At 34.1% G+C, this 25,029-nt stretch carries 21 protein-coding genes; 2 read left to right on the forward strand and 19 right to left on the reverse strand.

Annotated elements, in window-relative coordinates:
• Positions 1 to 6: 6 nt before the first annotated feature.
• The 15 genes from paaZ to C3729_RS10750 form a co-directional block, all read right to left on the reverse strand.
• Positions 7 to 2,499 carry a phenylacetic acid degradation bifunctional protein PaaZ gene (gene paaZ / locus C3729_RS10685; protein ID WP_104794136.1) on the reverse strand — a complete coding sequence of 831 codons (2,493 nt, stop codon included), beginning with the start codon at positions 2,497 to 2,499 and terminating at the stop codon, positions 7 to 9.
• Positions 2,500 to 2,564: 65 nt separating this feature from the next.
• Positions 2,565 to 3,155 carry a transferase hexapeptide repeat family protein gene (locus tag C3729_RS10690; protein WP_104794137.1) on the reverse strand — a complete coding sequence of 197 codons (591 nt, stop codon included), beginning with the start codon at positions 3,153 to 3,155 and terminating at the stop codon, positions 2,565 to 2,567.
• Between the two features lie 192 nt (positions 3,156 to 3,347).
• Positions 3,348 to 4,556 carry a 3-oxoadipyl-CoA thiolase gene (gene pcaF / locus C3729_RS10695; protein ID WP_104794138.1) on the reverse strand — a complete coding sequence of 403 codons (1,209 nt, stop codon included), beginning with the start codon at positions 4,554 to 4,556 and terminating at the stop codon, positions 3,348 to 3,350.
• Between the two features lie 73 nt (positions 4,557 to 4,629).
• A complete protein-coding gene (locus tag C3729_RS10700) occupies positions 4,630 to 5,043 on the reverse strand; it encodes a PaaI family thioesterase (protein WP_104794139.1) in 414 nt (137 codons plus the stop codon).
• A 48-nt stretch (positions 5,044 to 5,091) separates the two neighbouring features.
• Entirely contained in the window at positions 5,092 to 5,298 is a 207-nt protein-coding gene (locus tag C3729_RS13190; RefSeq protein ID WP_133159975.1) for a hypothetical protein, read from the reverse strand.
• Between the two features lie 58 nt (positions 5,299 to 5,356).
• Positions 5,357 to 6,517: a 3-hydroxyacyl-CoA dehydrogenase NAD-binding domain-containing protein gene (locus C3729_RS10705; RefSeq protein ID WP_104794140.1), complete on the reverse strand. Its 1,161-nt coding sequence runs from the start codon at positions 6,515 to 6,517 to the stop codon at positions 5,357 to 5,359.
• Between the two features lie 64 nt (positions 6,518 to 6,581).
• Positions 6,582 to 7,379 carry an enoyl-CoA hydratase/isomerase family protein gene (locus C3729_RS10710; protein ID WP_104794141.1) on the reverse strand — a complete coding sequence of 266 codons (798 nt, stop codon included), beginning with the start codon at positions 7,377 to 7,379 and terminating at the stop codon, positions 6,582 to 6,584.
• 114 nt (positions 7,380 to 7,493) lie between these two features.
• Complete coding sequence (gene paaD / locus C3729_RS10715; protein ID WP_104794142.1) at positions 7,494 to 7,958, reverse strand: 1,2-phenylacetyl-CoA epoxidase subunit PaaD; 465 nt, start codon at positions 7,956 to 7,958, stop codon at positions 7,494 to 7,496.
• A gap of 131 nt (positions 7,959 to 8,089) precedes the next feature.
• Positions 8,090 to 8,830: a 1,2-phenylacetyl-CoA epoxidase subunit PaaC gene (gene paaC, locus C3729_RS10720; RefSeq protein WP_411266658.1), complete on the reverse strand. Its 741-nt coding sequence runs from the start codon at positions 8,828 to 8,830 to the stop codon at positions 8,090 to 8,092.
• Between the two features lie 82 nt (positions 8,831 to 8,912).
• Positions 8,913 to 9,194, reverse strand: coding sequence for a 1,2-phenylacetyl-CoA epoxidase subunit PaaB (paaB, locus tag C3729_RS10725; protein ID WP_104794144.1), 282 nt, complete (start codon positions 9,192 to 9,194; stop codon positions 8,913 to 8,915).
• Between the two features lie 34 nt (positions 9,195 to 9,228).
• A complete protein-coding gene (locus tag C3729_RS10730) occupies positions 9,229 to 9,822 on the reverse strand; it encodes a hypothetical protein (protein ID WP_104794145.1) in 594 nt (197 codons plus the stop codon).
• Between the two features lie 146 nt (positions 9,823 to 9,968).
• Positions 9,969 to 10,907, reverse strand: coding sequence for a 1,2-phenylacetyl-CoA epoxidase subunit PaaA (gene paaA / locus C3729_RS10735; RefSeq protein WP_104794223.1), 939 nt, complete (start codon positions 10,905 to 10,907; stop codon positions 9,969 to 9,971).
• Positions 10,908 to 11,027: 120 nt separating this feature from the next.
• On the reverse strand, positions 11,028 to 11,285 hold the full coding sequence (locus tag C3729_RS10740) for a hypothetical protein (RefSeq protein WP_069800653.1): 258 nt from the start codon (positions 11,283 to 11,285) through the stop codon (positions 11,028 to 11,030).
• Positions 11,286 to 11,307: 22 nt separating this feature from the next.
• Complete coding sequence (locus tag C3729_RS10745) at positions 11,308 to 12,393, reverse strand: FAD-binding oxidoreductase (protein ID WP_104794146.1); 1,086 nt, start codon at positions 12,391 to 12,393, stop codon at positions 11,308 to 11,310.
• A gap of 72 nt (positions 12,394 to 12,465) precedes the next feature.
• A complete protein-coding gene (locus tag C3729_RS10750) occupies positions 12,466 to 13,053 on the reverse strand; it encodes a TetR/AcrR family transcriptional regulator (RefSeq protein ID WP_104794147.1) in 588 nt (195 codons plus the stop codon).
• 262 nt (positions 13,054 to 13,315) lie between these two features.
• On the opposite strand from C3729_RS10750, the gene clpB reads away from it, so the two are divergent.
• Both clpB and C3729_RS10760 read left to right on the forward strand, forming a co-directional pair.
• Complete coding sequence (clpB, locus tag C3729_RS10755; protein ID WP_104794148.1) at positions 13,316 to 15,922, forward strand: ATP-dependent chaperone ClpB; 2,607 nt, start codon at positions 13,316 to 13,318, stop codon at positions 15,920 to 15,922.
• Positions 15,923 to 16,266: 344 nt separating this feature from the next.
• Positions 16,267 to 17,250 carry a zinc metalloprotease gene (locus tag C3729_RS10760; protein ID WP_104794149.1) on the forward strand — a complete coding sequence of 328 codons (984 nt, stop codon included), beginning with the start codon at positions 16,267 to 16,269 and terminating at the stop codon, positions 17,248 to 17,250.
• Positions 17,251 to 17,300: 50 nt separating this feature from the next.
• Here the strand turns inward: C3729_RS10760 and C3729_RS10765 are convergent, their stop codons facing one another.
• The 4 genes from C3729_RS10765 to C3729_RS10780 form a co-directional block, all read right to left on the reverse strand.
• A complete protein-coding gene (locus C3729_RS10765; RefSeq protein WP_104794150.1) occupies positions 17,301 to 19,421 on the reverse strand; it encodes a T9SS type B sorting domain-containing protein in 2,121 nt (706 codons plus the stop codon).
• Between the two features lie 85 nt (positions 19,422 to 19,506).
• A complete protein-coding gene (locus C3729_RS10770) occupies positions 19,507 to 20,388 on the reverse strand; it encodes an SDR family oxidoreductase (protein ID WP_104794151.1) in 882 nt (293 codons plus the stop codon).
• 139 nt (positions 20,389 to 20,527) lie between these two features.
• Positions 20,528 to 23,455 carry a M16 family metallopeptidase gene (locus C3729_RS10775; protein WP_104794152.1) on the reverse strand — a complete coding sequence of 976 codons (2,928 nt, stop codon included), beginning with the start codon at positions 23,453 to 23,455 and terminating at the stop codon, positions 20,528 to 20,530.
• An 81-nt stretch (positions 23,456 to 23,536) separates the two neighbouring features.
• Positions 23,537 to 24,871 carry a dihydroorotase gene (locus C3729_RS10780; RefSeq protein ID WP_104794153.1) on the reverse strand — a complete coding sequence of 445 codons (1,335 nt, stop codon included), beginning with the start codon at positions 24,869 to 24,871 and terminating at the stop codon, positions 23,537 to 23,539.
• Between the last annotated feature and the right edge of the window lie 158 nt (positions 24,872 to 25,029).

The following is a 25,029-nucleotide window of genomic DNA, read 5'->3' on the forward strand; positions in this document are numbered from 1 at the left end:
GTTTTTTTAAATTAGATTAAATTGTTCAAAATGATGCGTAAAATGTTTTGTGTGCATCAACTCCATCATTTCTTTATTGAGCTTTCCAAAGACAAAATGCATATGCTCCGCTTCTGGATTTTCTCTATAATAAATCTGATATTTCTGAAGATTTTCTAAAAATTTCTCTTTGGCTTGCTCCAGATTTTTATACTTCAACACTGGTAAAGTTCCATCTTCTGGAAGGAACGGCGCAGGAAAATCTTTTGGCATTTTTCGGTGATTGTATAGAGAATCTTGATACTTTTCTAAATGCTCTTCTGGTGTGAAGCATTTCTCAGCTTCTGGTTCACCCATGCTATACAGTATAGTTGTTTCTAGATGTTCCAACATTTGCTGAGCAGTCATTTTACCCCAATTTGGTTTTGTATTTTCAGTTAAACCATTCAATAATTTTTGAATATTTCTTCTATTTAGTTCAATGAAAGGAGATTTTTTTGCCACCAAAGTCAAAATGGTAGCGACACAAACCACTTCTTCTCTTTGATTCACTACCTCAACCAACCATTTTACTACTCCACTTGGAATATTTCTACCTTTTACACCTCTGTTGATTTTTTCTTTCGCCGTCAAATAAACGGTAATGGTATCTCCAGCATAAACTGGCTTAAAGAAACTTGCATTTTCCAGTCCATAATTCGCAATAACTGGCCCTTTTTTTCCAGAAACGAATAAACCTGCTGCTGCAGAAAGGATAAAATATCCGTGTGCAACGGTCTTGTCAAAAATAGTTCCGTTTAAACTGGTTGCATCTGTATGTGCATAAAAATGATCCCAAGAAACATTAGAAAAATTCACAATATCTGCTTCCGTAACTGTTCTTCCTGCGGTTTCTAGAGAATCTCCAACTTCCACTTCTTCAAAATATTTCTGGAAAGGATGCTTATCACTGAATTTCTTTTCTGCTCCTTGCGTATAAACCTTGGTAATCGCTGTCAAAATATCTGGCGAACCCTGAATCGCAGTTTTTTGTAAAAAGAAATGAAGTCCGTTTAAACCACCCATTTCTTCGCCACCACCAGCTCTTCCAGGACCACCATGCATTAAAGTTGGCAACGGAGAACCGTGACCTGTGCTTTCTTTGGCATTATCTCTATTCAAAACAAAGATTCTTCCATGAGAACTCGCCATTTTCCAAGAAGTTTCTACCACAAATTTTTTATCGTGAGAAACAATAGAACCTACTAAACTTCCTTTTCCTCTTTTTGCTAAAGCAGCAGCTTCTTCTGCGTCTTTGTAAGGCATTATTGTAGAAACCGGGCCAAAAGCTTCTAGTTCGTGAGATATATTTTTTTCAAAAGGTTTGTCATTATAGAAAACTTTCGGAGTAAAGAAAGCTCCGTTTTCATAATTTGCTTCTACCAAATCATGCTTTCCATCGTAGATGAGTTCTGTTTCAGCTTTTAAGAGATTTACTTTTTCTTCTAAAATCTGCATTTGTTCTTTTCCAACAATAGAGCCCATTTTGGTTTCTCTGCTTAATGGATTTCCAATTTTTGTTTGGTCAAGAGCTTTTGATAACGCATTTTGAACATCACCAACTAAATTTTCAGGAACAATAATTCTACGAATTGCCGTACATTTTTGTCCTGCTTTGGTGGTCATTTCATTTTTAACTTCTTTGATGAACAAATCAAATTCTGGAGTTCCCGGTTTGGCATCTAACCCAAGAATAGAACAGTTCAAAGAATCGGCTTCCATATTAAAACGAACTGCATTTCCCGAAATTGAAGGTAGCGCTTTCAGTTTTCTACCAGTATTTGCGGAACCTGTGAAAACTACAGAATCTCCATCTTTTACGAAATCTAAAATATTGCCAGGTTCGCCACAAATCAATTGAACTGCACCTTCAGGAAGATAACCGCTTTCTATCATATCTTTGAAAACCTCATTCGTAAGATAAGAACTGTACGGCGAAGGTTTTACAACGGCTGGAACTCCCGCCAAAAGTGATGTTGACAATTTTTCTAACATTCCCCAAACAGGAAAATTATAGGCGTTGATTTGTACAGAAACCCCTTCACTTGGTGTGAGAATATGCGTTCCGAGATGCGTTCCGTTAGCAGAAATTTTCTGAGTATCTCCATCTACCCAAAATGGTGTATTGGGAAGCATTCTTTTCGCCAAACCTGAATAGGTGAAAAAAGTACCAAAACCGCCTTCTATATCTACCCAAGAATCAACATGTGTGGCACCTGTTTTATAAGAAAGTTCATAATATTTTTTCTTTCTTTCTAAAAGATACAATGCGATTTTTTTGAGCATTTCACCGCGGTCGTAAAAAGTCATAGAAGACAAGTTTTTATAACCTGTAGTTCTTCCAAAATGCAATGCTTCTTCAAAATCTAGTCCCGAAGTATCTGAAATGGCAACCAATTCTCCGTTTACAGCATTGTAAAGCGGAATTTCGTGGCCATTTCCTTCAATCCATTGTCCTGATATGTAGTTTTTTAGTTTCATATGTTAATGTGATGATGTGATGATGTGATAATTAGATAATTCTAAAATTAAAAAATTTGGCGCCATTATTTCGTCCAAACAGAGTAATCTACAATTTTGGTGGGCGTTTGTTCTACAAATTCTGTGTATGGTTCGCACGGTTGAATGGCGGTTTTTCCTTCTCTAGCTAGTTCTTGATAAATAGCGGTTCCTTTGGTTTTCCAAGCAATCATTTCGTCTGAAACTTCGCGAATAATTTTCGCAGGACTGCCAACTATCAATTTTCTATTTTCCGAAATAAAACCAGTAGGAACGAAGCTTAACGCACCAATAATACATTCGTCTCCAATTTTGGCATTGTCCATTACGACGGCGTTCATCCCAACCAAACAATTTTTGCCAATGTGCGCCGAATGAATAATCGCGCCGTGACCAATATGTGCCGATTCTTCTAAAATAGTGGGAATTCCCGGAAAAACGTGAAGCGTACAGTTTTCTTGAACGTTTGCACCGTCTTTGATAATGATTTTGCCCCAATCTCCCCGCAAAACTGCATTAGGCCCGATGTATACTTCTTCGCCAATTTCTACATTTCCTATAATTACCGCTTGAGGATGAATGTATGCTGATTTTCTAATGATTGGTTTTATGCCGTGGTATGAATAAATATTTGCCATATATTTTTATTTATGTTCTTTTGTCTTGAAACAAAAGAACCAAAAGTTCAAGACTGTGAATTCTCGGCTAAAATTTTTCATTAATTCTAAAATCCCTGAAACTCGCTTCGCTCAAACAACAGGAATTTATTAACGAATCAATTTCAAAATTTTTTAACACCTCCAATTCAATGTCAAAAAAAGAAAAAGCTTTTAAATTTTTTCAATGATCATTGCGTAACCTTGTCCAACTCCGATGCAGAGCGTACAAAGTGCATATTTTTTATTTTTTCTCTGTAATTCTAAAGCAGCAGTTCCTACAATTCTGGTTCCTGACATTCCGAGAGGATGACCTAATGCAATCGCGCCACCATTTGGATTTAATCGTTCGTCTTTTGAATCAATTCCTAATTCTTGTAAAACAGATAATGCTTGCGCTGCAAAAGCTTCGTTGAGTTCAATAATATCCATATCTTCTAACGAAAGATTGGCTCTAGAAAGTGCTTTTTTGGTCGCTTCTACTGGTCCTATTCCCATAATTCTAGGTTCTACACCAACCACTGCGCTTGAAATAATTTTTGCCAATGGCTTCAAATTATATTTTTTAACGGCGTCTTCACTTGCCAAAATCATAGCAGCAGCTCCGTCATTTAAGCCAGAAGAATTTCCTGCAGTAACACTTCCGTCTTCTTTTTTGAAAGCAGGTTTTAGCTTCGCCAATTTATCTAAAGTAGTATCTGGTTTTACAAATTCGTCTTGTGAAAAGATTTTTGGCTCGGCTTTTTTTTGTGGAATTTCTACGTTTACAATTTCTTGAGCTAATCTTCCTGAATTTTGAGCAGAAGTAGCTTTTTGTTGAGAATGTAAAGCGAATTCATCTTGCGCTTCTCTGGAAATTTTATAGATTTCAGCTAGATTTTCCGCGGTTTCTCCCATTCCGTCAACTCCGTAGAGTTCTTTCATTTTAGGATTAACAAACCTCCATCCAAAACTGCTATCAAACAACTGAACATCTCTACCAAAAGGTTGAGCAGATTTACTCAAAACATAAGGCGCTCTGGTCATCTGTTCAACTCCTCCTGCAATGTAAAAATCGCCTTCTCCAATTGCAATTGCTCTGTACGCATTGGCAATTGCTGCCATTCCAGAAGCGCATAATCTGTTCACGGTTTCTCCACCAATTTTTATAGGAAGCTCTGCCAAAAGTGAAGCCATTCTTGCGACATTTCGGTTATCTTCTCCAGCTTGATTGGCACAACCTAAAATCACGTCTTCTATTTCTTCGGCGGGAATTTTTGGATTTCTTTTTACAATTCCCTTCAAAACAATGGCTGCTAAATCATCTGCTCTGACTTCTGATAAGCCTCCTTGAAATTTAGCAATTGGTGTTCTAATGTAATCTATGATGTATACTTGTTTCATATTTTTAATGAGATAATTAGATGATGTGGTAATGTGATAATCAAAAAATCAGCACGTTTTCACTCTAACACATCTATAAATCAACTACTTTTTTATCAATTTTATAAACAGTTCCTCTGAAACTTGCGACCACCACTTTATGCTGATTGGTAATCGTAATATCATAAACTGCTGTTTTTCTGGTATCTGCCATGAGAATACTCTCGGCAAAAAGCGTGTCTCCTAAACGTACTGCTTTGGTAAAATTAATCATACAATTGAGCGCAACTGCTGCATCTCCTGTATTGTTAGAAGAAAATGCCAATGCAGAATCCGCAAAAGCAAAAGTTACTCCGCCATGAACCGTTTTTAAGCCATTAATCATCTCTTTTTTGATGGGCATTTCAATCAAACAGTAATGTTCGCGAACTTCAACCAGTTTTATCTCCATCCATTGAGAGAAAAAATCTTGATTGAGCATATATTGTGCGGTTTCTAATGGTGTCATTTATTATAAAATTGTAAAGTCGTTAATTTGTAAAATTGTGTAGTTGATTTATTTAAGTTTTCTGCCTTTTAAAAAGCTATTGTATATGGTGAAAATTAAAACAAATATTGTTAAAATCAACCATTTATCTTGGAAAAACTGTAAAAAAGTATCCTCAGAATTGTTGATGAATTTATTCATAAAAAAACTCATCGGAACAATAATGACGAAAGATACAATAGCGTTTATGATTGCAATAATTAGTTTTGGATTCATATTTTGAATGTGATAATGCGTTAATGAGACAATTTGATAATGAAATTGAGCTCTTAAATTAATTCAATTTTCTAAGCAACGGACTTTGTCTGTAGCGTTCTTCTTGGTATTCTTCGTAGAGATTTTGTAAGACTTCAGAAATTTTTGGATATCCAATTTCCTTTCCCCAATTCAATAATCCTTTCGGATAATTTACGCCTTTTTGCATCGCAGTTTCTATATCTTCATCATTGGCAATTCCTAATCTTTTTGCTTCTACCGCTTCATTAATGAGCATAGAAATAATTCTCATAAAGATTTGGTTATCGGTTATCAGTTGTTGGTTCTCGGTTTTTAAATATTGATTCTTGGCTCTTGATTCTTGTCTCTGTTCAGAATAATCATAAAAACCTTTACCTGTTTTTCTGCCAAGTAATTTGGCTTCATTCATTCTTTGTTGAAGCAAGGAAGGTTTATATTTGGGATCGAAAAAATAATCCTGATAAACCGTTTTCGTTACCGAAAAATTCACATCAATTCCGATTAAATCCATCAATTCAAATGGTCCCATTTTGAAATTCCCAAAAGATTTCATCGCGTCATCTACTTGTTCGGGTGTTGCCAAATTTTCTTCTACAATTCTCAAAGCTTCACCATAAAAAGGTCTTGCAATTCTGTTAACAATAAAACCGGGAACATCTTTAGCAATGATAGGAGATTTACCCCAAGATTTCATTAAATCTACGATTTCTTGAGCCAAATTATTTTCAGTCAATAGCCCTGGAATTACCTCAACTAAGGGCATTAATGGCGCTGGATTGAAAAAATGAATTCCAATAAAACGTTCAGGATTTTTAAGTTCTGCCTGAAGCGAAGTAATGGAAATAGACGAAGTATTAGAACCCAAAACACATTTTTCTGAAACATAAGTTTCTAACTCGGCGAAAACTTTTTGTTTGATTTCTTTATTTTCGATGATGGCTTCTATGACTAAATCGCAATCTTTCAATTCTTTGATTTCTTGACAAGGCTTAATTTGGTTGAAGATTTCTAAAGATTTTTCAGTAGAAATTTTTCCTTTTTCCGCTAATTTATTTAATGTGGTTTTTAAATTTTTTAGAGATTTTTCGGTTTGTGAGAAGTTGGCGTCGTATAAAAAAACCTCGCAATGTGCAGTAGCTGCTAATTGCGCAATGCCAATTCCCATAGTTCCTGAGCCGATGATTCCTACTTTCTTCATAATATGATGATGTGATGATGTGACGATGTGATAATCTGCAAATCAACACATCATCACATCATTATTATTTTCCTGTATAATTGGGTTTTCTTTTTTCTAAAAATGCAGTAACGCCTTCTTTGAAATCTTGGGTTTCTGCTGCGTCTTGTTGATAAATTCCTTCTAAATCTAACTGCTCTTTTAAATCGTTTTCATAAGAATGATTGAATGCTTTTTTGGTTAATGCAATCGCTTTTGTTGGTAAATGAGAAAGCGTTTCCAGCACTTCCATAGATTTTGCAGAAAATTCTGAATCACCGAAAACATCTGCAATTAAACCTATTTTCAATGCATCATTTGCCGTGAGTTTTTTTCCTGTAAAAGCAAGATAATTCGCTTGTTGACGTCCTAATAATTTTGGCAACCAATACGTTCCGCCAGTATCTGGAATTAAACCAATATTTACAAAAGCTTGAGAAAAATAGGAATTTTCTGTAGCCAAACAAATATCACAAATCAGCGCCAACATTGCTCCAGCTCCAACTGCAGGACCATTCACCAAAGAAACGACTGGCTTTCTGCAATGTGCAATTTCTTCAACCAAAGGATTGTAATAATCTACCACCATTTTCTGAATCACTCTTTCTTCCTCTATATTTCCGAGTGAAAGTGCTTCTTTCAAATTTTGCCCCGAACAAAAAGCTTTTCCTCTGCCAGAAAGTGCTACACATCGCACATTTTCATCTTCATTGCATGCTACAATGAAATTTTTCAACTCTTGGAGTAAAACTTTATTGAGTGAATTGTAGGTTTCGGGCTGATTGAGATAAGCGATTTTCAACTTACCCTCGAAATGGGTTTCTATTTCTATCTGAGTGAACATTTTCTTTAGAATTGTTAATTTGTAAAATCGTAAAGTCGTTTTTACAAATCTAATGTTTTTATGTGATTTTTTTAGTTCTGCGATTTTGCAACTTTACAGTTCCACAATTTTACGCTAATGACATTTAAAATAATCAAAAGGTTCTAAACAATCTTGGCACTGATAACTGGCTTTGCAAAGTGTGGAACCAAATCTGCTGATTTGCGTAGTGTTTTCACTGCCACACCTCGGACATTTTTTGGGAATGTGAAGATGATTTTCCTCTGCTCCTTTTTCTGGTGGAACAATTCCGTAAGCTTTTAGTTTTTCTCTGGCTTCATCGGTCATCCAATCTGTAGTCCAAATCGGAAACATTTTGGTAATTACTTTTGCAGAAATTCCTTTCTCTTTAAATAGTTTGATAATATCTTCTTCGATATTAAACATAGCGGGACACGCAGAATAAGTAGGCGTAATGATGATTTCTGCTTCTGTTTCAGAAATCATTTTTGCATCACGAACAATCCCGAGTTCCACGATGTTAATCACTGGAATTTCAGGGTCTGGAATCTGAGTGAGTTTTTCTAAAAGATTCTGCATTGTTTTTTAACGCAAAGAGCGCAAAGATTTATTTTATTTTATCGAAAATAGATTTTCCATTTCACTTCGTTTCATTCAGAATGACAGTATGTTAAAAAACTTCCAGCTTCTGACTTCAGACTTCCAACTTTCTACCAAACACAATTTGGATAGGTTCTTTGCATGTACTGCAATTCGCACAAAATATATCCAAAATATTCGGTGTGAATTCCTTTTCTGCTGCCTTTTTGCATAAATTCTGAAGCAGGAACTTCTAAACCAAATTTGGCAAAATCTTCTGCGATTTTAGCTTTCCATTCTTCATGAAGTTGTTTAGACGCAGGAATTAAATTCAGTGCTACTAAATTTTCCTCTTCTTCTACTTCATCAAAAAGTCCACCTGTGTATTCCCAAAGATTTTCGAGAGCCGCTTCTATTCTTTTTCGACTTTCTTCAGTTCCTTGAGCAAAAATACGCATCCAAGTTTCGGTATGAGTATAGTGATATTTTACTTCTTTCAGAGATTTTTGAGCAATGGCTCTCAGTTCTTCATCTGCAGAATTGCTTAAATTTTCGTACAATAAATTTTGGTAAACCGCAAAGAAATAAGCCTTCATAATGGTATTAGCATAATCTCCGTTTGGTAATTCTAGCAATTGTGCATTGAGATATTCTTTTTCTACACGAAGCATGGCAAAATCATCTGCAGTTCTGCCGTCATTAAATAAATTTGCCGCTAAATTGTAGAAATTATTGGCTTGACCTAATTGATCAAGAGCGATGTTAATTATTGCAATATCTTCTTCCAAGTACGGACCTTTTCCGCACCATTCTGCCAATCTTTGGCCCATAATTAGGGAATCATCTGCGAGTTTTAGGAGGTAGTTTTTCATAATTTTGGCTTTCGGCTTTCGGCTATCTGCTTTCGGCAGCCAAAAATTGCTGATTGCCGATTGCTGATTGCTGAAAGCATTCTTACATGTTTTTCACATCATTAGGAATTTGGTAAAAAGTAGGATGACGATAGAGTTTATCATCTGCAGGATCAAAGAAAGCTTCTTTGTCTATTCCTTCGCTTGTTACCACATATTTGCTGGGAACTACCCAAATAGAAGTTCCTTCTCCGCGTCTTGTATAAACGTCTCTAGCGTTTTGAAGTGCCAGTTCTGCAGTTGGCGCTTGAACCGTTCCTGCGTGTTTATGAGAAAGTCCTGGTTTGGTTTGGATAAAAACTTCCCACATATCAAGGTTATTCATTATTTTAAATTATAAATTTTAGATTTTAGATTTTTTAAAATTTTATTTTAAACTCTGATTCAATGTATTTTAAAATTTCCATGAAGTTTTGTAATTCATCAATTTCGGGATAATGTTCTGAGTAGGTTTGGGGATTAGAGTAAAAAAATTGATTAAAAACATTACCATTCCTGTACATTACATTATATCCAACTCCATCCATTACTTCTGTATGACTAATTTCTATATCATATTCTTTGGTTTCATCATTTAAAACTACAGTTTTTTTCTCTCTTTTGTAATTAAAGTAATTTTCTTTTGGTAAGTATTGAATATTTCTAATTTCAAAATTCATAAATGTCTTATCTGAACATTGAAATTTGGTTACTTCTGGACTTTCACTATTGTATTCATCTGATCTTGTTTGAGGAAAAAACCAACTAATTAATTCAGCATTACATTTATTATTCTTAAAATAAATTCTAAAAACCTTACCTCCATTAGTCAAAGAAAAATCTTTATAAATTCTAATTTCTTGTTCATTCTCAATTTTTTCAGGAATTTGTGCATAATAATCTGCACTTCTTCTTTGTTGAGCATTTAAAGAAATAGATAGAAAAATTATAAATATTTTAAAAATAAAATTCATTTTTAACGTTCGGCTCCTATGGAGCCGTTTTTGGGTGGTTGTTTTTTTCTACACATATTTCGTTCCTATGGAACGATTTTATTTTTTCGTTGAAATAAATTTCAACTTTAGAAAATTTGTCGATTCTACGAAACTGACTTTTATAATTATTTTGTTAATTCTTTAACTTTAGATGCATACGCAATTGCAGCTTCTTTTACCCAAGCGTTTTCTGCTTGTGCTTTTCTTTTGGTTTCAAGGCGTTTTTTATTGCACGGTCCGTTTCCTTTTAAGATTTCATTAAATTCATCCCAAGGTAAATCGCCAAAATCATAATGTCCTGTTTCTTCGTTCCATTTTAAATTTTTATCTGGAACTTTCAGCCCTAAAAATTCTGCTTGAGGAACGGTAACATCTACAAATCTTTGGCGAAGAGAATCATTACTTTCTCTTTTCACTCGGTAATTCATTGATTTTTGAGAATTAGGAGAGGCGTCATCATTCGGTCCAAACATCATCAAAGCTGGCCACCAGAATCTGTTTAAAGCATCTTGAGCCAGTTGTTTCTGTTCTTTGGTTCCACGGCAAAGCGTCATCAGGATTTCGTAGCCTTGTCTTTGGTGAAAAGATTCTTCTTTACAAATTCTGAGCATCGCTCTGGAATAAGGGCCGTAAGAATTTCCCATCAACATTACTTGATTCATAATCGCAGCTCCGTCTACCAACCAGCCAATCGCTCCAATATCTGCCCAACTTAACGCTGGATAATTAAAAATACTAGAATATTTGGCTTTTCCAGAAAGCATATCATTATAGGTAGAATCTCTATCTGCGGCTATTTCTCCGTTGTTCAGCGTTTCTGTAGCGGCATATAAATACAAACCGTGACCTGCTTCGTCTTGAATTTTTGCCAAAAGTGCAATTTTTCTTCTCAAACTTGGCGCTCTGGTAATCCAATTGGCTTCTGGCAACATTCCCACTACTTCAGAATGAGCATGCTGTGAAATCTGTCTTACCAGAAGTTTTCTGTAATCTTCTGGCATCATATCTTTGGGTTCTACCTTATTTTCGGCTTGAACGTATTGTAAAAATTTTTCTGTATTCATATTTTTGCTTTCAGCTTTCGGCAATCTGCTTTCAGCATTTTTTAAATTTTTTAATACAATATTTTTTTGATTATGAGCTCTTTTCAGCTGATTGCAGAAAGCAGACAGCGATAAGCCAAATCATAATTTTCCGTCGCTTAAATCGTCTTTTATATAAATCCCTACTTTAGAATTTACAAATTCTCCTGCCACGAAGTTTATTTTTTGGTCTCCGTTAGTAATTTCATACTCTTTGAAAAAGTAAACTTGTCCTTCATAAGGTCCTTTTACTTCTACTTTTTTGTTGACACAATGCCAATAATGGTTCCAAATATTTGTGCCATTTATTTTAAACTCTTCGTTTTCATCGATGGCTTTTGCGAATTTCCAATTGACCATTTTTTTAATTTTTTAGAATGAATTATACATCATAGTTCAGCATCACAATATTGGTAGTAGGATGACACTGACAAGTTAACACAAAACCTCTTGCGACTTCGTCTTCGGTAAGCGCAAAGTTTTTTTCCATAAAAACCTCACCTTCCATCACTTGAGCTTTGCAGGTGCAACAAACACCGCCTTTACAAGCAAACGGAACTGGAAAGTTTTCTTTCAATGCTTTATCTAAAATACTTTCTTTTTTAGAATTGAGATGAATAGAATATTCATCATCATCTATAATTAACGTCACGAAACTTTCTAAGTTGGGTATTTTCTTGAATTCTTCGCTCATTTCTGCATTATCTTCATCATCTGGAGCGGAGAAATATTCATATAAAACCTGCAATGCTGGAACTTTTCTTTCTTTTTTCAGAAAATCCGAAGTGGACTTAATCATTTCGGTTGGTCCACAAATAAAAAACGTAGAATCTTCTGGTTTTATTTCTGAATTTTTATCTAAAAGTTGACCTAACTTTTCAGTGGTGATTCTTCCTTCAAAAAGAGCATCTTCTTGTGGTTCTCTACTCAAAACATGTGTCACCTGAAATCGCTCTGGAAATCTCTCTTTCAAAGCATCTAATTCTTCTTTGAGTAAAATATTTTGAGAATTTTTATTGCCAAAAAACAATAAAACTTTAGCATTTGGCTCTTGAAACAATGCTTCTTTGAGATTAGACAAAACCGGAGAAATACCGCTTCCTGCTGCTATTCCTACATAATTTTTATGATTAGATGCGTGATAATTGGTACAGAAATTTCCCATAGGTTGTTGCACTTCTACCTCATCATTTTCTTTAAGATTTTGATTAAGATAGGTAGAAATAGTGCCATTTTCCATCTGTTTAACTAAAATGGAAAGCGTTTGAGAATTTTCTGAAGGTGCATCTATGATAGAATAAGAACGGCGAAACTCTTCTTCCCCGAAATTAAACTTGAGGTTAAGATATTGCCCTTGTTTAAATTTAAATTTATCTTGTATAGAAGAAGGTATTTCGAAGGTAATTCTCACTGCCTCATCTGTAACCTTCTGAATTTTAGCTACTTTTAATGTATAAAAATGGTTCATATCAATTCATTTCTTCGGAAGTAACCCGATGTCAACAAATATAATATTTTATGCGAAAAATAAAAGATAAATTTATTTTTTACCAATCACGCCATAGAGTAAAACATTTTGAAGAAAACGAATATGCTTTTCTAGATCAAAATTTTCTTCGGGAATGTATCGGTAAACGTTATTCAGTACATTGAGGGAAAACTTGGTGGTCAACATTAAATTTTCGTCATCTTTTAAACCCAAAGAAAGCAAATATTCTTTGATGACTTCTTCTGCAAGGTCTTTATAATCATTAATCTTTTGAAAATATTTCTGTTGATCTTTAAAATCAACTTTTAATCTATAAATATTTGTAAAAAAAACATCAAACATTTTTACATCATTATACATTGCGGTAAGATGATTGATGACTAAGATTCTAACTTTTTCAAAAGCAGATAGGCTAGGATTTTTGAGATCATCATTTCTCTGCATAAATCTATTTGACACATCATTACTAATCCACTCCATAATTTCTTCTTTAGATTTAATGTGTGCATAAAGTGATGCAGCTTTTACATTCATCACTTCTGCTATGTCTCTCATAGAGGTATCTGCAAAACCTCTTTTATAGAACAATTCAAGAGCTACATTAAGTATTTCTTGTTGTCTCGGAGTGAGATTCTTCATTTGTATTTGTGCTTTTAACAAATATACAATATAAATTTTCTAAAAAAATTAACATTATATAATAAAACAAATAAAAATTATGAATTTTATTTATCAAACCTCGAAAGATATACAAGCAATCATGTCATTTCCTCATCTATTTATTTTTTAAAATCCAGAAATTTTGTCTTTAAAAAACCTAAGAAATTACAAAAATCAGGAAATTTTGACCTAAAAATAACTTTAGAATACATTTTGAAGCATACCAATCAAAACCATTAATATGAACTTAAACCAATATACCACAAAATCACAAGAAGCCATTCAAAAAGCACAACAAATCGCGCTTGATTTTGGCCATCAAAGCATTGAACCTCAACATTTATTAGAAGGAATTCTTCAAGTAGATGAAAATATTTCTGCATTCTTGATGAAAAAATCAGAAGCAGACCTTAATCTTATTAGAGAAAAAAACCGTGAAGCCTTAGAAAAACTTTCAAAAGTAGAAGGTGGAAACATTTACCTTTCTCAATCAGCGAACAAAATTCTTTTAGACGCACCGAATGTTGCCAAAAAAATGGGCGATGAATATGTAACCATTGAGCATCTTTGGCTTTCACTTTTAGAGGTAAATTCTGAAGTTTCTAAAATTTTAAAAGATTTTGGAGTGACTAAAAATTCATTAGAAGCAGCCATCAAAGAATTGAGAAAAGGAAGCAAAGCAACTTCGGCAAGTTCAGAAGAAACTTATCAAAGTTTAAATAAATATGCTAAAAACTTCAACGAACTCGCTGCAGAAGGAAAACTAGATCCTGTAATTGGCAGAGATGAAGAAATAAGAAGAGTTTTACAAATTTTATCAAGAAGAACCAAAAACAACCCGATTCTCATTGGTGAACCTGGCGTAGGTAAAACCGCAATTGCAGAAGGAATTGCTCACAGAATTATTTCAGGTGACGTTCCAGAAAACCTGATGGACAAAACCATTTATTCACTAGATATGGGCGCATTAATTGCTGGAGCAAAATACAAAGGTGAATTCGAGGAGCGTTTGAAATCTGTAGTGAATGAAGTTATCAAAAGTGATGGACAAATCATTCTCTTCATCGATGAAATTCACACTTTAGTAGGAGCTGGTGGTGGAGAAGGCGCAATGGACGCTGCTAATATTTTGAAACCTGCATTGGCAAGAGGAGAACTTAGAGCAGTAGGTGCAACTACACTAAACGAATATCAAAAATATTTTGAAAAAGACAAAGCTTTAGAAAGACGTTTCCAAAAAGTAATGGTAGAAGAACCAGACACAGAATCTGCGATTTCTATCTTGAGAGGGATTAAAGATAAGTACGAAGCGCACCATAAAGTAAGAATAAAAGACGAAGCCATCATTGCGGCCGTAGAAATGTCTCAAAGATATATTTCAGACAGATTTTTACCAGATAAAGCCATCGACTTGATTGATGAAGCTTCAGCAAAACTAAGAATGGAAATCAATTCTAAACCTGAAGAATTAGATGTTCTCGACAGAAAATTAATGCAGTTAGAAATAGAACTCGCCGCAATTTCTAGAGAAAAAAATGAATTGAAAATCAATCACCTAAAAGAAGATATTGCGAAAATTCAGGAACAAAGAAACGAAATCCACGCAAAATGGCTTGGCGAAAAGCAAAAATCTGAAGATTTAACCGCCATTAAAAAAGAAATAGAATCTCTGAAATTAGAAGCAGAAAGAGCTTCCAGAGTTGGTGATTATGCTAAAGTTGCAGAAATTCAATACGGAAAATTACGTGAAAAAGAGGAAGATTTGAAAAAATTAGAACTCGAAATGCAAAATCATCAGAATGAGCTGATCAAAGAAGAAGTTACCGCTGAAAATATTTCAGAAGTCATTGCAAAATGGACTGGAATCCCAGTTACCAAACTGCTTCAATCTGAAAGAGAAAAATTATTAAATCTAGAAACCGAACTCCACCACAGAGTGGTAGGTCAAGAAGACGCGATTTCTGCTGTTTCAGACGCAATTAGAAGAAATAGAGCTGGATTAAATGACGAGAAAAAACCAATCGGAAGTTTCCTATTCCTTGGAACCACTGGAGTTGGTAAAACTGAATTAGCAAAAGCTTTGGCTGAGTTTCTATTCGATGACGAGAACAACATGACCAGAATAGACATGAGTGAATACCAAGAAAGACACTCAGTTTCTAGATTAGTTGGTGCACCTCCAGGCTATGTAGGTTATGATGAAGGCGGACAATTAACCGAAGCAGTGAGAAGAAGACCATATTCTGTAGTGCTTTTGGACGAGATAGAAAAAGCGCATCCAGATGTTTTCAACACGCTTTTACAAGTTTTAGACGATGGAAGATTAACCGATAACAAAGGAAGAGTAGTGAATTTTAAAAATTCCATCATTATCATGACTTCCAACCTCGGTTCGCATATTATTCAGGAACGTTTTGACGCTGCACAGCGTGACAAAGATGACAATATCGATTTTGAAACTTTAGAAGCAACCAAAGAAGAAGTTTTCGGATTATTGAAACAATCTCTTCGTCCGGAATTTTTAAACAGAATAGATGAAGTGGTGCTTTTCCAACCGTTAAGCAAATCAGAAATTGGTAAAATCGTAAATTTCCAATTAAGAGGATTTAATCAAATGCTAGAAAAGAGAAACATCATCTTAACTGCTACCGAAGATGCTTTAAAATATCTAACTAACAAAGGTTACGACCCTACATTTGGAGCTAGACCATTAAAAAGAGTGCTTCAACAAGAAGTTCTGAACAGATTATCTAAAGAAATTCTCGCAGGAAAGATAAATGATGGAGACAGAATCACTTTAGATTATTTCGAAGAGAGCGGACTGGTTTTTCGACCAGTTGAAATATAACATTCATATTTTTCATATATAACTAACTATTTAAGTTTTTCATAGGAGATCCGTCTGGAATTTTTCAGGCGGATTTTTCTATTTTTAACAAATTATCAACCTATCAGATTAAAATCAAATTTAAAAACTAAAAAAAACACTATAAAATAAAATATCATCAAAAATAAATAAAAAAAAATATTTAACAAATAAACAAACATAATAAACTTCTAGATAGTTAATTAACAATTAAAAATCTAAAATATTAAATATAAAACAAGTATAATTTAAAAAAAATTAAAAAAAAATATTTCAATATAATTTACAACTTTATATATTCACATTGTTAATTAAAATCTATTTTTATGAAGAAATTATTATTCGGTGTTATAGCACTCGGAATGTTAGCCGCTTGTAACACAACTGAGGAAACTGCAAACTTAACAGACAGTGCCGCAAAAACAGCAACTGCATCTAGAAAATCTTGTCCGTCTGAAGAAATCAGAGCAGAACTACTTAAAAATGACGCAAAAGCAAGAGCAAGATTTGCTGCAATTGAAGCAGGAACTGAAAGATTCATTCAAGCTAAAAAATTAGGAAGAGTATTAGCTGATGGAACTGTAGAAATCCCTGTTGTATTCAATGTATTATACAGAACAAGCGCTGAAAATATTTCAGATGCAAGAATCGCCGAACAAATTGCTGTTTTAAATGCAGACTACGCTGGAACTAATGCGGATGCATCTAAAATCCCTTCGGAATTCTCTACAGTAGCAGCTGGTGATACTAAAGTAAGATTTAGATTAGTAAAAACTGTAAGAAAATCAACTACTGTAAGATCTTGGAGAACTAACGATGCTATGAAAAAATCTTCTCCTAAAGGAATTGATGCTACAGATCCTACTCAATACTTCAACATTTGGGTAGTTGGTGACATGTCTTCAATCTTAGGATACGCTACATTCCCAGAATCTGCTGGTTTATGGAATGATGGTGTAGTATTAGCTGCTCCATTCGTAGGTGTAACTGGCGCTTCTGCTCCTTATAACTTAGGTAGAACTGCGACTCACGAAGTAGGTCACTACTTAAATCTTCGTCACATTTGGGGAGATGCAACTTGTGGAAACGATTTCGTAGCAGACACCCCTACTCAAACAGGCGCTAATTATGGCAAACCAGCTTATCCATTATACAACACTTGTGGTGGTGTACAAAGATCTGTAATGTTCATGAACTACATGGATTATGTAGATGATGCTGCAATGTATATGTTCTCTGCTGGTCAAAAAGACAGAATGCAAGCTGTAGTAGCTGCAGGTGGAGCTAGAGCAGGATTAAGAAATTTATAAAATTTTATATTGAATATAAAAGCCGAATCGAAATGATTCGGCTTTTTGTTTTATTTATTTTTAAGAAGTATCCAGCCCGTTCTGGTATAATGTCCATCAATTTCCATTACATACCAATAAGTTCCCGAAGGCAATAGTCTACCGTTATATAAACCGCCCCAATAGAATTTAGAAACATCTTCAGCCGTGAAAACTTGAGTACCGAATTTATCAAAAATTTTAAGTTTCACTTTAGAGAAAAACTCAATATTAGAAACCCTCCACACATCATTATAACCATCTTGATTCGGTGTAAAAGCATTTGGAATAAAAAGCACCGCTGAAGTAGCAACCGCTGTACAACTATTGGTTTGAGATTTCACATAAATCTGATAAATTCCAGCGGACAAATTTTTAAAAATATTTGAAGTTTGCCAATTTACATTGTCTAAAGAATATAAATATGGTGGATTCCCATTTTCCGCTAAAATTTCTAGAAAATCCTCCCCACTTTTCACTTGAGTGATTATCGGAGTAATACCAGGAGTTACTTCAACTGTCTGAATAGCTACACAGCCATTCCCATCTATAAGTTTCACAGAATATTGACCTGGACTTGAAATTGGAAAGGTTCTACTCAATACAGGAGGAACGGTTTGCCATTCAGCAATAAAACCCTCTCCCACATCTAACACTAGCGTTTCACCATCACAAATAGAATCATCTTTTAAAACAGTGGAAAATGGAGCTTGTAGAATTTTAACTTTTACTTCTGCCCTTTCACTTTCACAACCATTTACCGTTTGTGTAACCCAAAAAGAAAAATCTCCAGCAATTGAAGTATTAGGAATTGGAGCGACTGAATCTCCAGTACCTCCTGTTAAACTAGTATACCATTTCAAATTAGTACCTACTGCTGACAAAGATGAGGCAGTGGAATTTTGACAAAATTCATAATTTGAAACGATAGGAACCGATGGATTATCAAGAATATTAAATGTAATTTTCGCTCTTGCGCTTTCACAACCATTTACCGTTTGTGTAATCCAAAAATCTTTACTTCCAACTACGGAAGTATCAATAATTGGAGTATTTACACTTCCTATTCCTCCTGTTGCAGAAGTATACCAGAGTATATTATTTTCTGGAATAGTGAAGGTTGCGGTAGAATTTTTACAAAAAATAAAACTTCCATTGCTTGGTGCGTTTGGATATCCATTCATTTTAACCGTATAAACACCAGACATTACCCTACAAGAAGTCAAATTTATATTAGTAGATTCACCTACAATAAATCTGAATTGGTCATTATTCTGATAACTCCCTGCCGGAATGGTAATATTAGGATTACTTGTTGCGCCAGTTAAATTCGACCAGGTATTTCCGCCATCTGTACTTTTTTGCCAAATGAAATTTACATTTTGAAAAGTATTAGAACTCATTTGCGCAGTTAGAATAAAACTCTGTGAATTATCACAAACTCCAGTAGTGAAAAGATTTCCTAAAGTAGCAGTGATAGATGTAGATGGACCACAGGGTGAAAAACTAATATCATCTATCGCCAAGTCATTTCCGTTTCCTCCAGGAGCATTATTAATTAAAACTACATCTACATCAGAGGAAGAAGGGTCTGATTTAAAATCTAAATAGTAATTCTTCCAAACTTCGCCTACTTCTTGAGGCAAATCTCCCGTAGAAACAGAGCCTAAAATAACTCCAGAAGTACTTCTAATTTGAAAAGTTACATTAGGCTTTATCATATTACTTCCCGCTCTATGGATGTTTAAAATCCATGCAGAAAATCTATAAATTTGATTGGAACACAAATTAGAAACTCTTCTTCTGTAAAATTCACCAGGCGTGTAATCTGCATTTACCACCAACATATTTCCATAAGTTCCAGACGGATCATTGGTATGATCTAATGATTTTTGCCAACTCCAAGGTAAATATTCCGTAGTATTTGAAATTGTATAATAACCATCATTGGGTGGCATTACTGATGAATAAATATAATTGGTAAATGCTGGAGAAACCAACGCTGGAGAAACCGTCTGATAAGAATTATTTACCCTCCCAAAATCTTCTACGAAAATTGGAGCTCCGAACGAACCTCCACATGTTTGAGAAATTACCCTTACTGAAAAACAAAGAATTAGAAATAAAAGGAATTTAAAGTATTTTTTTTTCACAAAACCTCAATTTTTTGGAAGGATAAAATTAGGGATTTAAAATTAAAAATCCCGAAAATAAATTTCGGGATTAAAAAGTTGATTTTTATGATTTCTTTTTTGCTTTTATCATCATTTCCAGCATATCCCACATTTCTTGTGGAATTTGTTCTAGCATATTAAATTCTCCAGCACCTTGCAACCATTCTCCACCATCGATGGTTACAACTTCTCCGTTAATGTACGCTGAATAATCAGAAACCAAATACGCCGCTAAGTTTGCCAATTCTTGATGTTCTCCTACTCTTCTCAATGGTACTTTTTTTCTCATATCAAATTTTTCGGCTAAATCTCCTGGCAATAATCTTTCCCAAGCTCCTTTTGTAGGGAATGGACCCGGTGCAATTGCATTAAAACGGATATTATATTTCGCCCACTCTACAGCTAAACTTCTCGTCATCGCTAAAACTCCTGCTTTTGCACAAGCTGAAGGAACTACATAAGCAGAACCTGTCCAAGAATAAGTGGTAACAATATTAAGCACAGTTCCCGGAATTTTATTGTCTATCCAATATTTTCCTACAGAAAGTGTACAGTTTTTGGTTCCTTTCAAAACAATATCCAAAATAGAATCAAAAGCAGAATGCGTCAATCTTTCGGTGGGTGAAATAAAATTTCCCGCAGCATTATTGAGCAAAATATCTATTCTACCAAATTCTTTAATCGCAGTTTCTTTCATAGCTTCTACTTCGTCCCAATTTCTTACATCGCAAGAAACACAAAGTACTTTTCCGCCTGTTTCTGCTTCTAATTCTGCGGCAGTTCCTTGTAATTTTCCTAAATTTCTAGAAGTAATTACTACTTTGGCTCCTAATTGAAGAAAATATTTAGTCATGGCTTTTCCTAAACCACTTCCACCACCAGTAACGATGGCTACTTTATCTTTTAATGCGTTCTCTTGAAGCATAGGTTGAGTATACATATTCATAATAAATCTTGTTTAAAATTAATGCTTAAAAGTAAGCATTTATAAAATTCCGTGAAAAAAATCTGTTATGTAAAGAAGATGATTCACAAAAAAAGACCGCAAAATTGCGGTCTTTTTTTTAAAATATTTTAAAAAATTTCTAGTATCCAAAAATTTCTTCTAAAGAAAGTTTTTTCACTTCTCCAAGTTTTTTCATATCGTCCATAGAAACTCTTTTTTCTGAAGCTACAATTGCATACTTGTAAGGTTTTCCTGAGAAATAATTCTGGTGGAATTTCTTAACATCTGCCATCGTAATTTTATCTACCGTTTCATACATTTTCTTTCTAATGTCATCATTTAGACCTAAATTTTTAGCATTCAAATAATTGTAAATGATACCATCTTGAGTAATTCTCTCTGTCTGAATATCTTTTTTCACTTGATTTTTAGCCAATTCTAAATTTTTAGGCAATTCTGGCATTTTGGTTAGCAATTCATTCATAGCAACCGTAGCATCATTAAATTTATCTGCTTGAGAACCTACATAACCTAATAAATAGTAATCTTGGTCTTTTTTCTGTGGCTGCACATAATATCCGTAAGTACTGTAAGCCAAAGCTTTACTTTCTCTAATCGTTTGGAATACTAAGCTTCCCATACCTCCACCGAAATAGTTATTGAACACATTAACCATCGTCGTTTTTTCTGGGTTGTAAGTTTCTGTATTTCTAATCCATCTCGTTTCTGCCTGAACCATATCATAATCTGCAAAAAGCACTTGATTTTTAGTAGGAACTTCTTGTTTGAAAGTTTTTGCTGGAGTTGCTACTGCAAAATTTGCAGGAACTTGGTGAAATGTTTTCAACTGAGAAACAACGTTATAAACAGGAGTTGGTCCGTAATAAATTACTGTTTGCTCATAATTATTCAGGTTTTTAATTCTGTCTACTAATTCTTGAGCAGTTACCGCATTCAGTTCTTCATTGGTCAAAACATTGTTGAATTTATTTTCTGAACCATAAAGCGCATAACTTGTTAAACCTTGTAAAATAGCACCTTTATTTGCTTTTGCATCTTTTCTGGCTTTATTTAGTCTTGCTTTAAGTGCTGCCAAAGCTTTGTCATCTGCTTTTACATTTTTTACCACTTCTTCGTACAATTTCACTGCATTTTCGAAGTTTTCTTGTAAACCTTCAATATTTACCGTAGTGTACTCTTCTCCTGTAGAAACATTAAAACTACATGCAATTTTGTAGAATGCTTTAGAAATTTCTTCGGCAGTCATTTTATCAGTTCCTAAAAACTGAATGTATTGAGAAGCTAAACCTTGTTTTTTATCATTCAAAGAACCGATTTTGTAACGGTAGCTTAATCTGAAAATATCATTGTCTTTATTCGGAACGTAAAGTACTTCTGCTTTTCCTAATTTAGATTTCTGAATATCTTTTTTGTAATCTAAGAAAACTGGTTTCGCAGCAGTTGCAGGCATTTCATTTATTGTTTTCACAAATGCCGATTGCTTATCTGGATTGGTTTCTACTGGTGTAATTGATGGTTTTTCAATTTTTACAGTCGCTGGAGATTCTCCTTTTCTTTTCAAAACAGCTACATAATTGTCACCAAAATATTTATTTGCAAAAGCTACGATGTCTTCTTTTTTGATTTTAGACAAATCATTTACATACGCAACTTGGTCTCTCCAATCTAGTTCTGAAGTGAAAGCATCCATCAAAACACTAGCTCTATCACCGTATTTTTCGGTTTCGTAGATTTTGTTTTTCTTGATGTTATTGATGATAGAAGTGATAAGTTGGTCATCAAAATTTCCTTTTTTAAGGTTTTCGATTTCATTCAATACTAAAGCTTTTACATCTTCTAAACTTTGACCAGAAGTTGGCGCAGCAGAAAGATATAAGATTCCGTAATCAATTAATGAATAAGTGAAAGCTGAAGCTCTCAATAATTTTTGTTTTTTAACCAAGTTCAAGTCTAATAAACCCGCTCTTCCGTTGGTTAAAATTTGACCAACTAAGTCAGCTAACAAAGCATCTTTATCTTTATTTCCAGGTAATCTGTAACCGATGGTTAAATTTTCTGCATCTGGACCTACAATTTCTTTTACAATTGGAGCTGTAATCGCATCTTCTGGTTGGAAAGTGTATTTATCAAATGGTTTTGGTTGCATGTAAGAAAACGCTTTGTCCACTTTTGCAATTACCTCATCTGGATTGAAGTCACCCGAAAGGATAATTCCCATGTTATTAGGAACGTAATATTTATTAAAATACTTTCTGATTTCTATTAACGAAGGATTTTTAAGGTGTTCTACTGTACCAATGGTGGTTTGTAAACCGTAGTTATGCTTTTGGAAAAGATTAGAGAATAAAGTTTCAGAAACTTTTCTTCCGTCATTATCCAGCGTTCTATTTTTTTCTTCGTAAACCGCTTCTAATTCAGTATGGAAAATTCTCAAAACTGGATTTCTGAATCTTTCTGCTTGTACTGCTAAATATTTATCTAAAGAAGCACTAGGAACGTCATCTGTATAAACGGTTTGTTCAAAACTGGTGAAAGCATTGGTTCCTTGAGCGCCCATTGCAGACATCATTTTGTCATACTCGTTTGCAATAGCATATTTTGCAGCAACTCCAGAAACAGAATCTATTTTTTTATAGATGGCTTTTCTTTGAACTTCATCTTTAGTTGAATTATACTGTTCGTATAATGCGTCAATTTTTTCTAATTCTACTTTTTCTTTAGACCAATCTAGTGAACCATATTTATCAGTTCCTTTAAATAACATGTGCTCTAAATAATGCGCCAAACCAGTATTGGTTGCAGGATCTGTTTTACTTCCTGCTTTGATGGCAACATACGCTTGGATTCTAGGATCCTTATTCGTAGGACTTAAAATAACAGTTAAACCATTCTTCAAAGTGTAAAAACGAGCCTTCGTAGGGTCATTGGTTACATATTTATAGGTGTAACCGCCACTCGAAGCTTCTTTCCACTGAAACTGGTTTTGGGCAAAAGCAACTACAGAAACTAATACTGCAGCAAATGCCAAAGTAAGCTTTCTAATCATATTGAATTAATTTTTTTCTATTAGACGCAAAAAATGCAAAAATGTTTCTTAAACATTCATATTTTTTGAAAAGGAATGATTTTAGCGTTCAAAAAGCAATCTTTCTCCGTGTTTTTCAGGAGAAACTTTACCATTTTCGAAAGCAAGAAAACCATTCACGAAAGTATGTGTAATTTCTGAATGAAACGTCTCGTTTTCTAGCGGACTCCAACCACATTTTGAAAGGATATTTTCCTTAGAAACTGTAGTTTCTGCATTTGGATTAATGAGAACTAAATCTGCTTTGTACCCTTCTTTTACATAACCTCTTTTTTCAATTTCGAATAAAATAGCAGGATTATGACACATTTTTTCAACTATTTTTTCTAAAGAAATCTTGCCTTTTTTGAAATATTCAAACATTACAGGTAAAGAATATTGAACCAAAGGTGCTCCAGAAGGACAGCTCAAATATTTGTTAGATTTTTCTTCCAAAGTATGCGGAGCATGATCAGTTGCAATCACATCTATTCTATCATCTAAAAGTGCTTCCCAAAGTCCATTTTTATCCGTTTCTGTTTTTACAGCAGGATTCCATTTGATAAGAGAACCTTTGGTTTCATAATCTTCGTTGGTAAAATGAAGGTGATGCACACAAACTTCAGCGGTGATTTTTTTGTCCTTTAACGGAATGTCATTTCGGAAAAGCTCCATTTCTTTTGCAGTAGAAAGATGATAAACATGCAATCTCGCTCCAGTTTTTTTGGCGAGTTCTATTGCTTTTGAACTTGAAAGATAACACGCTTCTTCACTTCTAATTAAGTGATGAAATTTCACAGGAATATCTTCTCCGTATTGTTCTTTATAGATTTCTGTATTTTTTCTGATGGTTGTTTCGTCTTCACAATGCACACAAATCGGCATTTTCACGTGAGAAAAAATCTCTTCCAAAATTTCGGGATTATCTACCAACATATTCCCTGTAGAAGAACCTAAAAAAAGTTTGATGGCCGCTACATTTCTTGGATTGGTTTTTAGAACTTCTTCTAAATTATCATTGGTTCCACCCATCGAAAAGGAATAATTGGCATAAGATTTCTCAGAAGCAATTTTGTATTTTTCTTCTAAAAGTTCTTGTGTTACAGCATTGGGAACGGTGTTCGGTTGTTCTATAAAACTGGTAATTCCACCTGCAATTGCGGCTTTTGATTCGCTTTCTATATCGCCTTTATGCGTTAAACCAGGCTCACGAAAATGCACTTGATCGTCTATCACACCCGGAATAAGAAAAGAATTTTCGGCGTCAATAATTTTATCTACATTTTCTTCGGAAATAGTTGATGAAATTTTCGCAATCAAATCATCTTCAATCAATACATCAGATTTAAAAATCTTTCCTTCGTTTACGATTTGTGCGTTTTTGATTAGGGTTTTCATTTTACTTTTAGATTTTTACAAATTTAATTTAACTTTTGAGGAAAGCCAAAGAAATTTGGGTTTTTAATACCCAATTAACACTTCAATAAATTGATTTCTAAAAATTGTAAAATCCAAAATATTAAATCTCAAATCTTATCTTTACTTTTGCATTCTAA

The sequence above is a fragment of the Cloacibacterium normanense genome (assembly GCF_002943105.1).
Lineage (GTDB): Bacteria > Bacteroidota > Bacteroidia > Flavobacteriales > Weeksellaceae > Cloacibacterium.

Bases quoted from the DNA above. Each gene is read 5' to 3' on its own strand.
- paaZ (WP_104794136.1), bottom strand. From the start codon at position 2,499: ATGAAACTAAAAAACTACATATCAGGACAATGGATTGAAGGAAATGGC.
- C3729_RS10690 (WP_104794137.1), bottom strand. From the start codon at position 3,155: ATGGCAAATATTTATTCATACCACGGCATAAAACCAATCATTAGAAAA.
- pcaF (WP_104794138.1), bottom strand. From the start codon at position 4,556: ATGAAACAAGTATACATCATAGATTACATTAGAACACCAATTGCTAAA.
- C3729_RS10700 (WP_104794139.1), bottom strand. From the start codon at position 5,043: ATGACACCATTAGAAACCGCACAATATATGCTCAATCAAGATTTTTTC.
- C3729_RS13190 (WP_133159975.1), bottom strand. From the start codon at position 5,298: ATGAATCCAAAACTAATTATTGCAATCATAAACGCTATTGTATCTTTC.
- C3729_RS10705 (WP_104794140.1), bottom strand. From the start codon at position 6,517: ATGAAGAAAGTAGGAATCATCGGCTCAGGAACTATGGGAATTGGCATT.
- C3729_RS10710 (WP_104794141.1), bottom strand. From the start codon at position 7,379: ATGTTCACTCAGATAGAAATAGAAACCCATTTCGAGGGTAAGTTGAAA.
- paaD (WP_104794142.1), bottom strand. From the start codon at position 7,958: ATGCAGAATCTTTTAGAAAAACTCACTCAGATTCCAGACCCTGAAATT.
- paaC (WP_411266658.1), bottom strand. From the start codon at position 8,830: ATGAAAAACTACCTCCTAAAACTCGCAGATGATTCCCTAATTATGGGC.
- paaB (WP_104794144.1), bottom strand. From the start codon at position 9,194: ATGAATAACCTTGATATGTGGGAAGTTTTTATCCAAACCAAACCAGGA.
- C3729_RS10730 (WP_104794145.1), bottom strand. From the start codon at position 9,822: ATGAATTTTATTTTTAAAATATTTATAATTTTTCTATCTATTTCTTTA.
- paaA (WP_104794223.1), bottom strand. From the start codon at position 10,907: ATGAATACAGAAAAATTTTTACAATACGTTCAAGCCGAAAATAAGGTA.
- C3729_RS10740 (WP_069800653.1), bottom strand. From the start codon at position 11,285: ATGGTCAATTGGAAATTCGCAAAAGCCATCGATGAAAACGAAGAGTTT.
- C3729_RS10745 (WP_104794146.1), bottom strand. From the start codon at position 12,393: ATGAACCATTTTTATACATTAAAAGTAGCTAAAATTCAGAAGGTTACA.
- C3729_RS10750 (WP_104794147.1), bottom strand. From the start codon at position 13,053: ATGAAGAATCTCACTCCGAGACAACAAGAAATACTTAATGTAGCTCTT.
- clpB (WP_104794148.1), top strand. From the start codon at position 13,316: ATGAACTTAAACCAATATACCACAAAATCACAAGAAGCCATTCAAAAA.
- C3729_RS10760 (WP_104794149.1), top strand. From the start codon at position 16,267: ATGAAGAAATTATTATTCGGTGTTATAGCACTCGGAATGTTAGCCGCT.
- C3729_RS10770 (WP_104794151.1), bottom strand. From the start codon at position 20,388: ATGAATATGTATACTCAACCTATGCTTCAAGAGAACGCATTAAAAGAT.
- C3729_RS10775 (WP_104794152.1), bottom strand. From the start codon at position 23,455: ATGATTAGAAAGCTTACTTTGGCATTTGCTGCAGTATTAGTTTCTGTA.
- C3729_RS10780 (WP_104794153.1), bottom strand. From the start codon at position 24,871: ATGAAAACCCTAATCAAAAACGCACAAATCGTAAACGAAGGAAAGATT.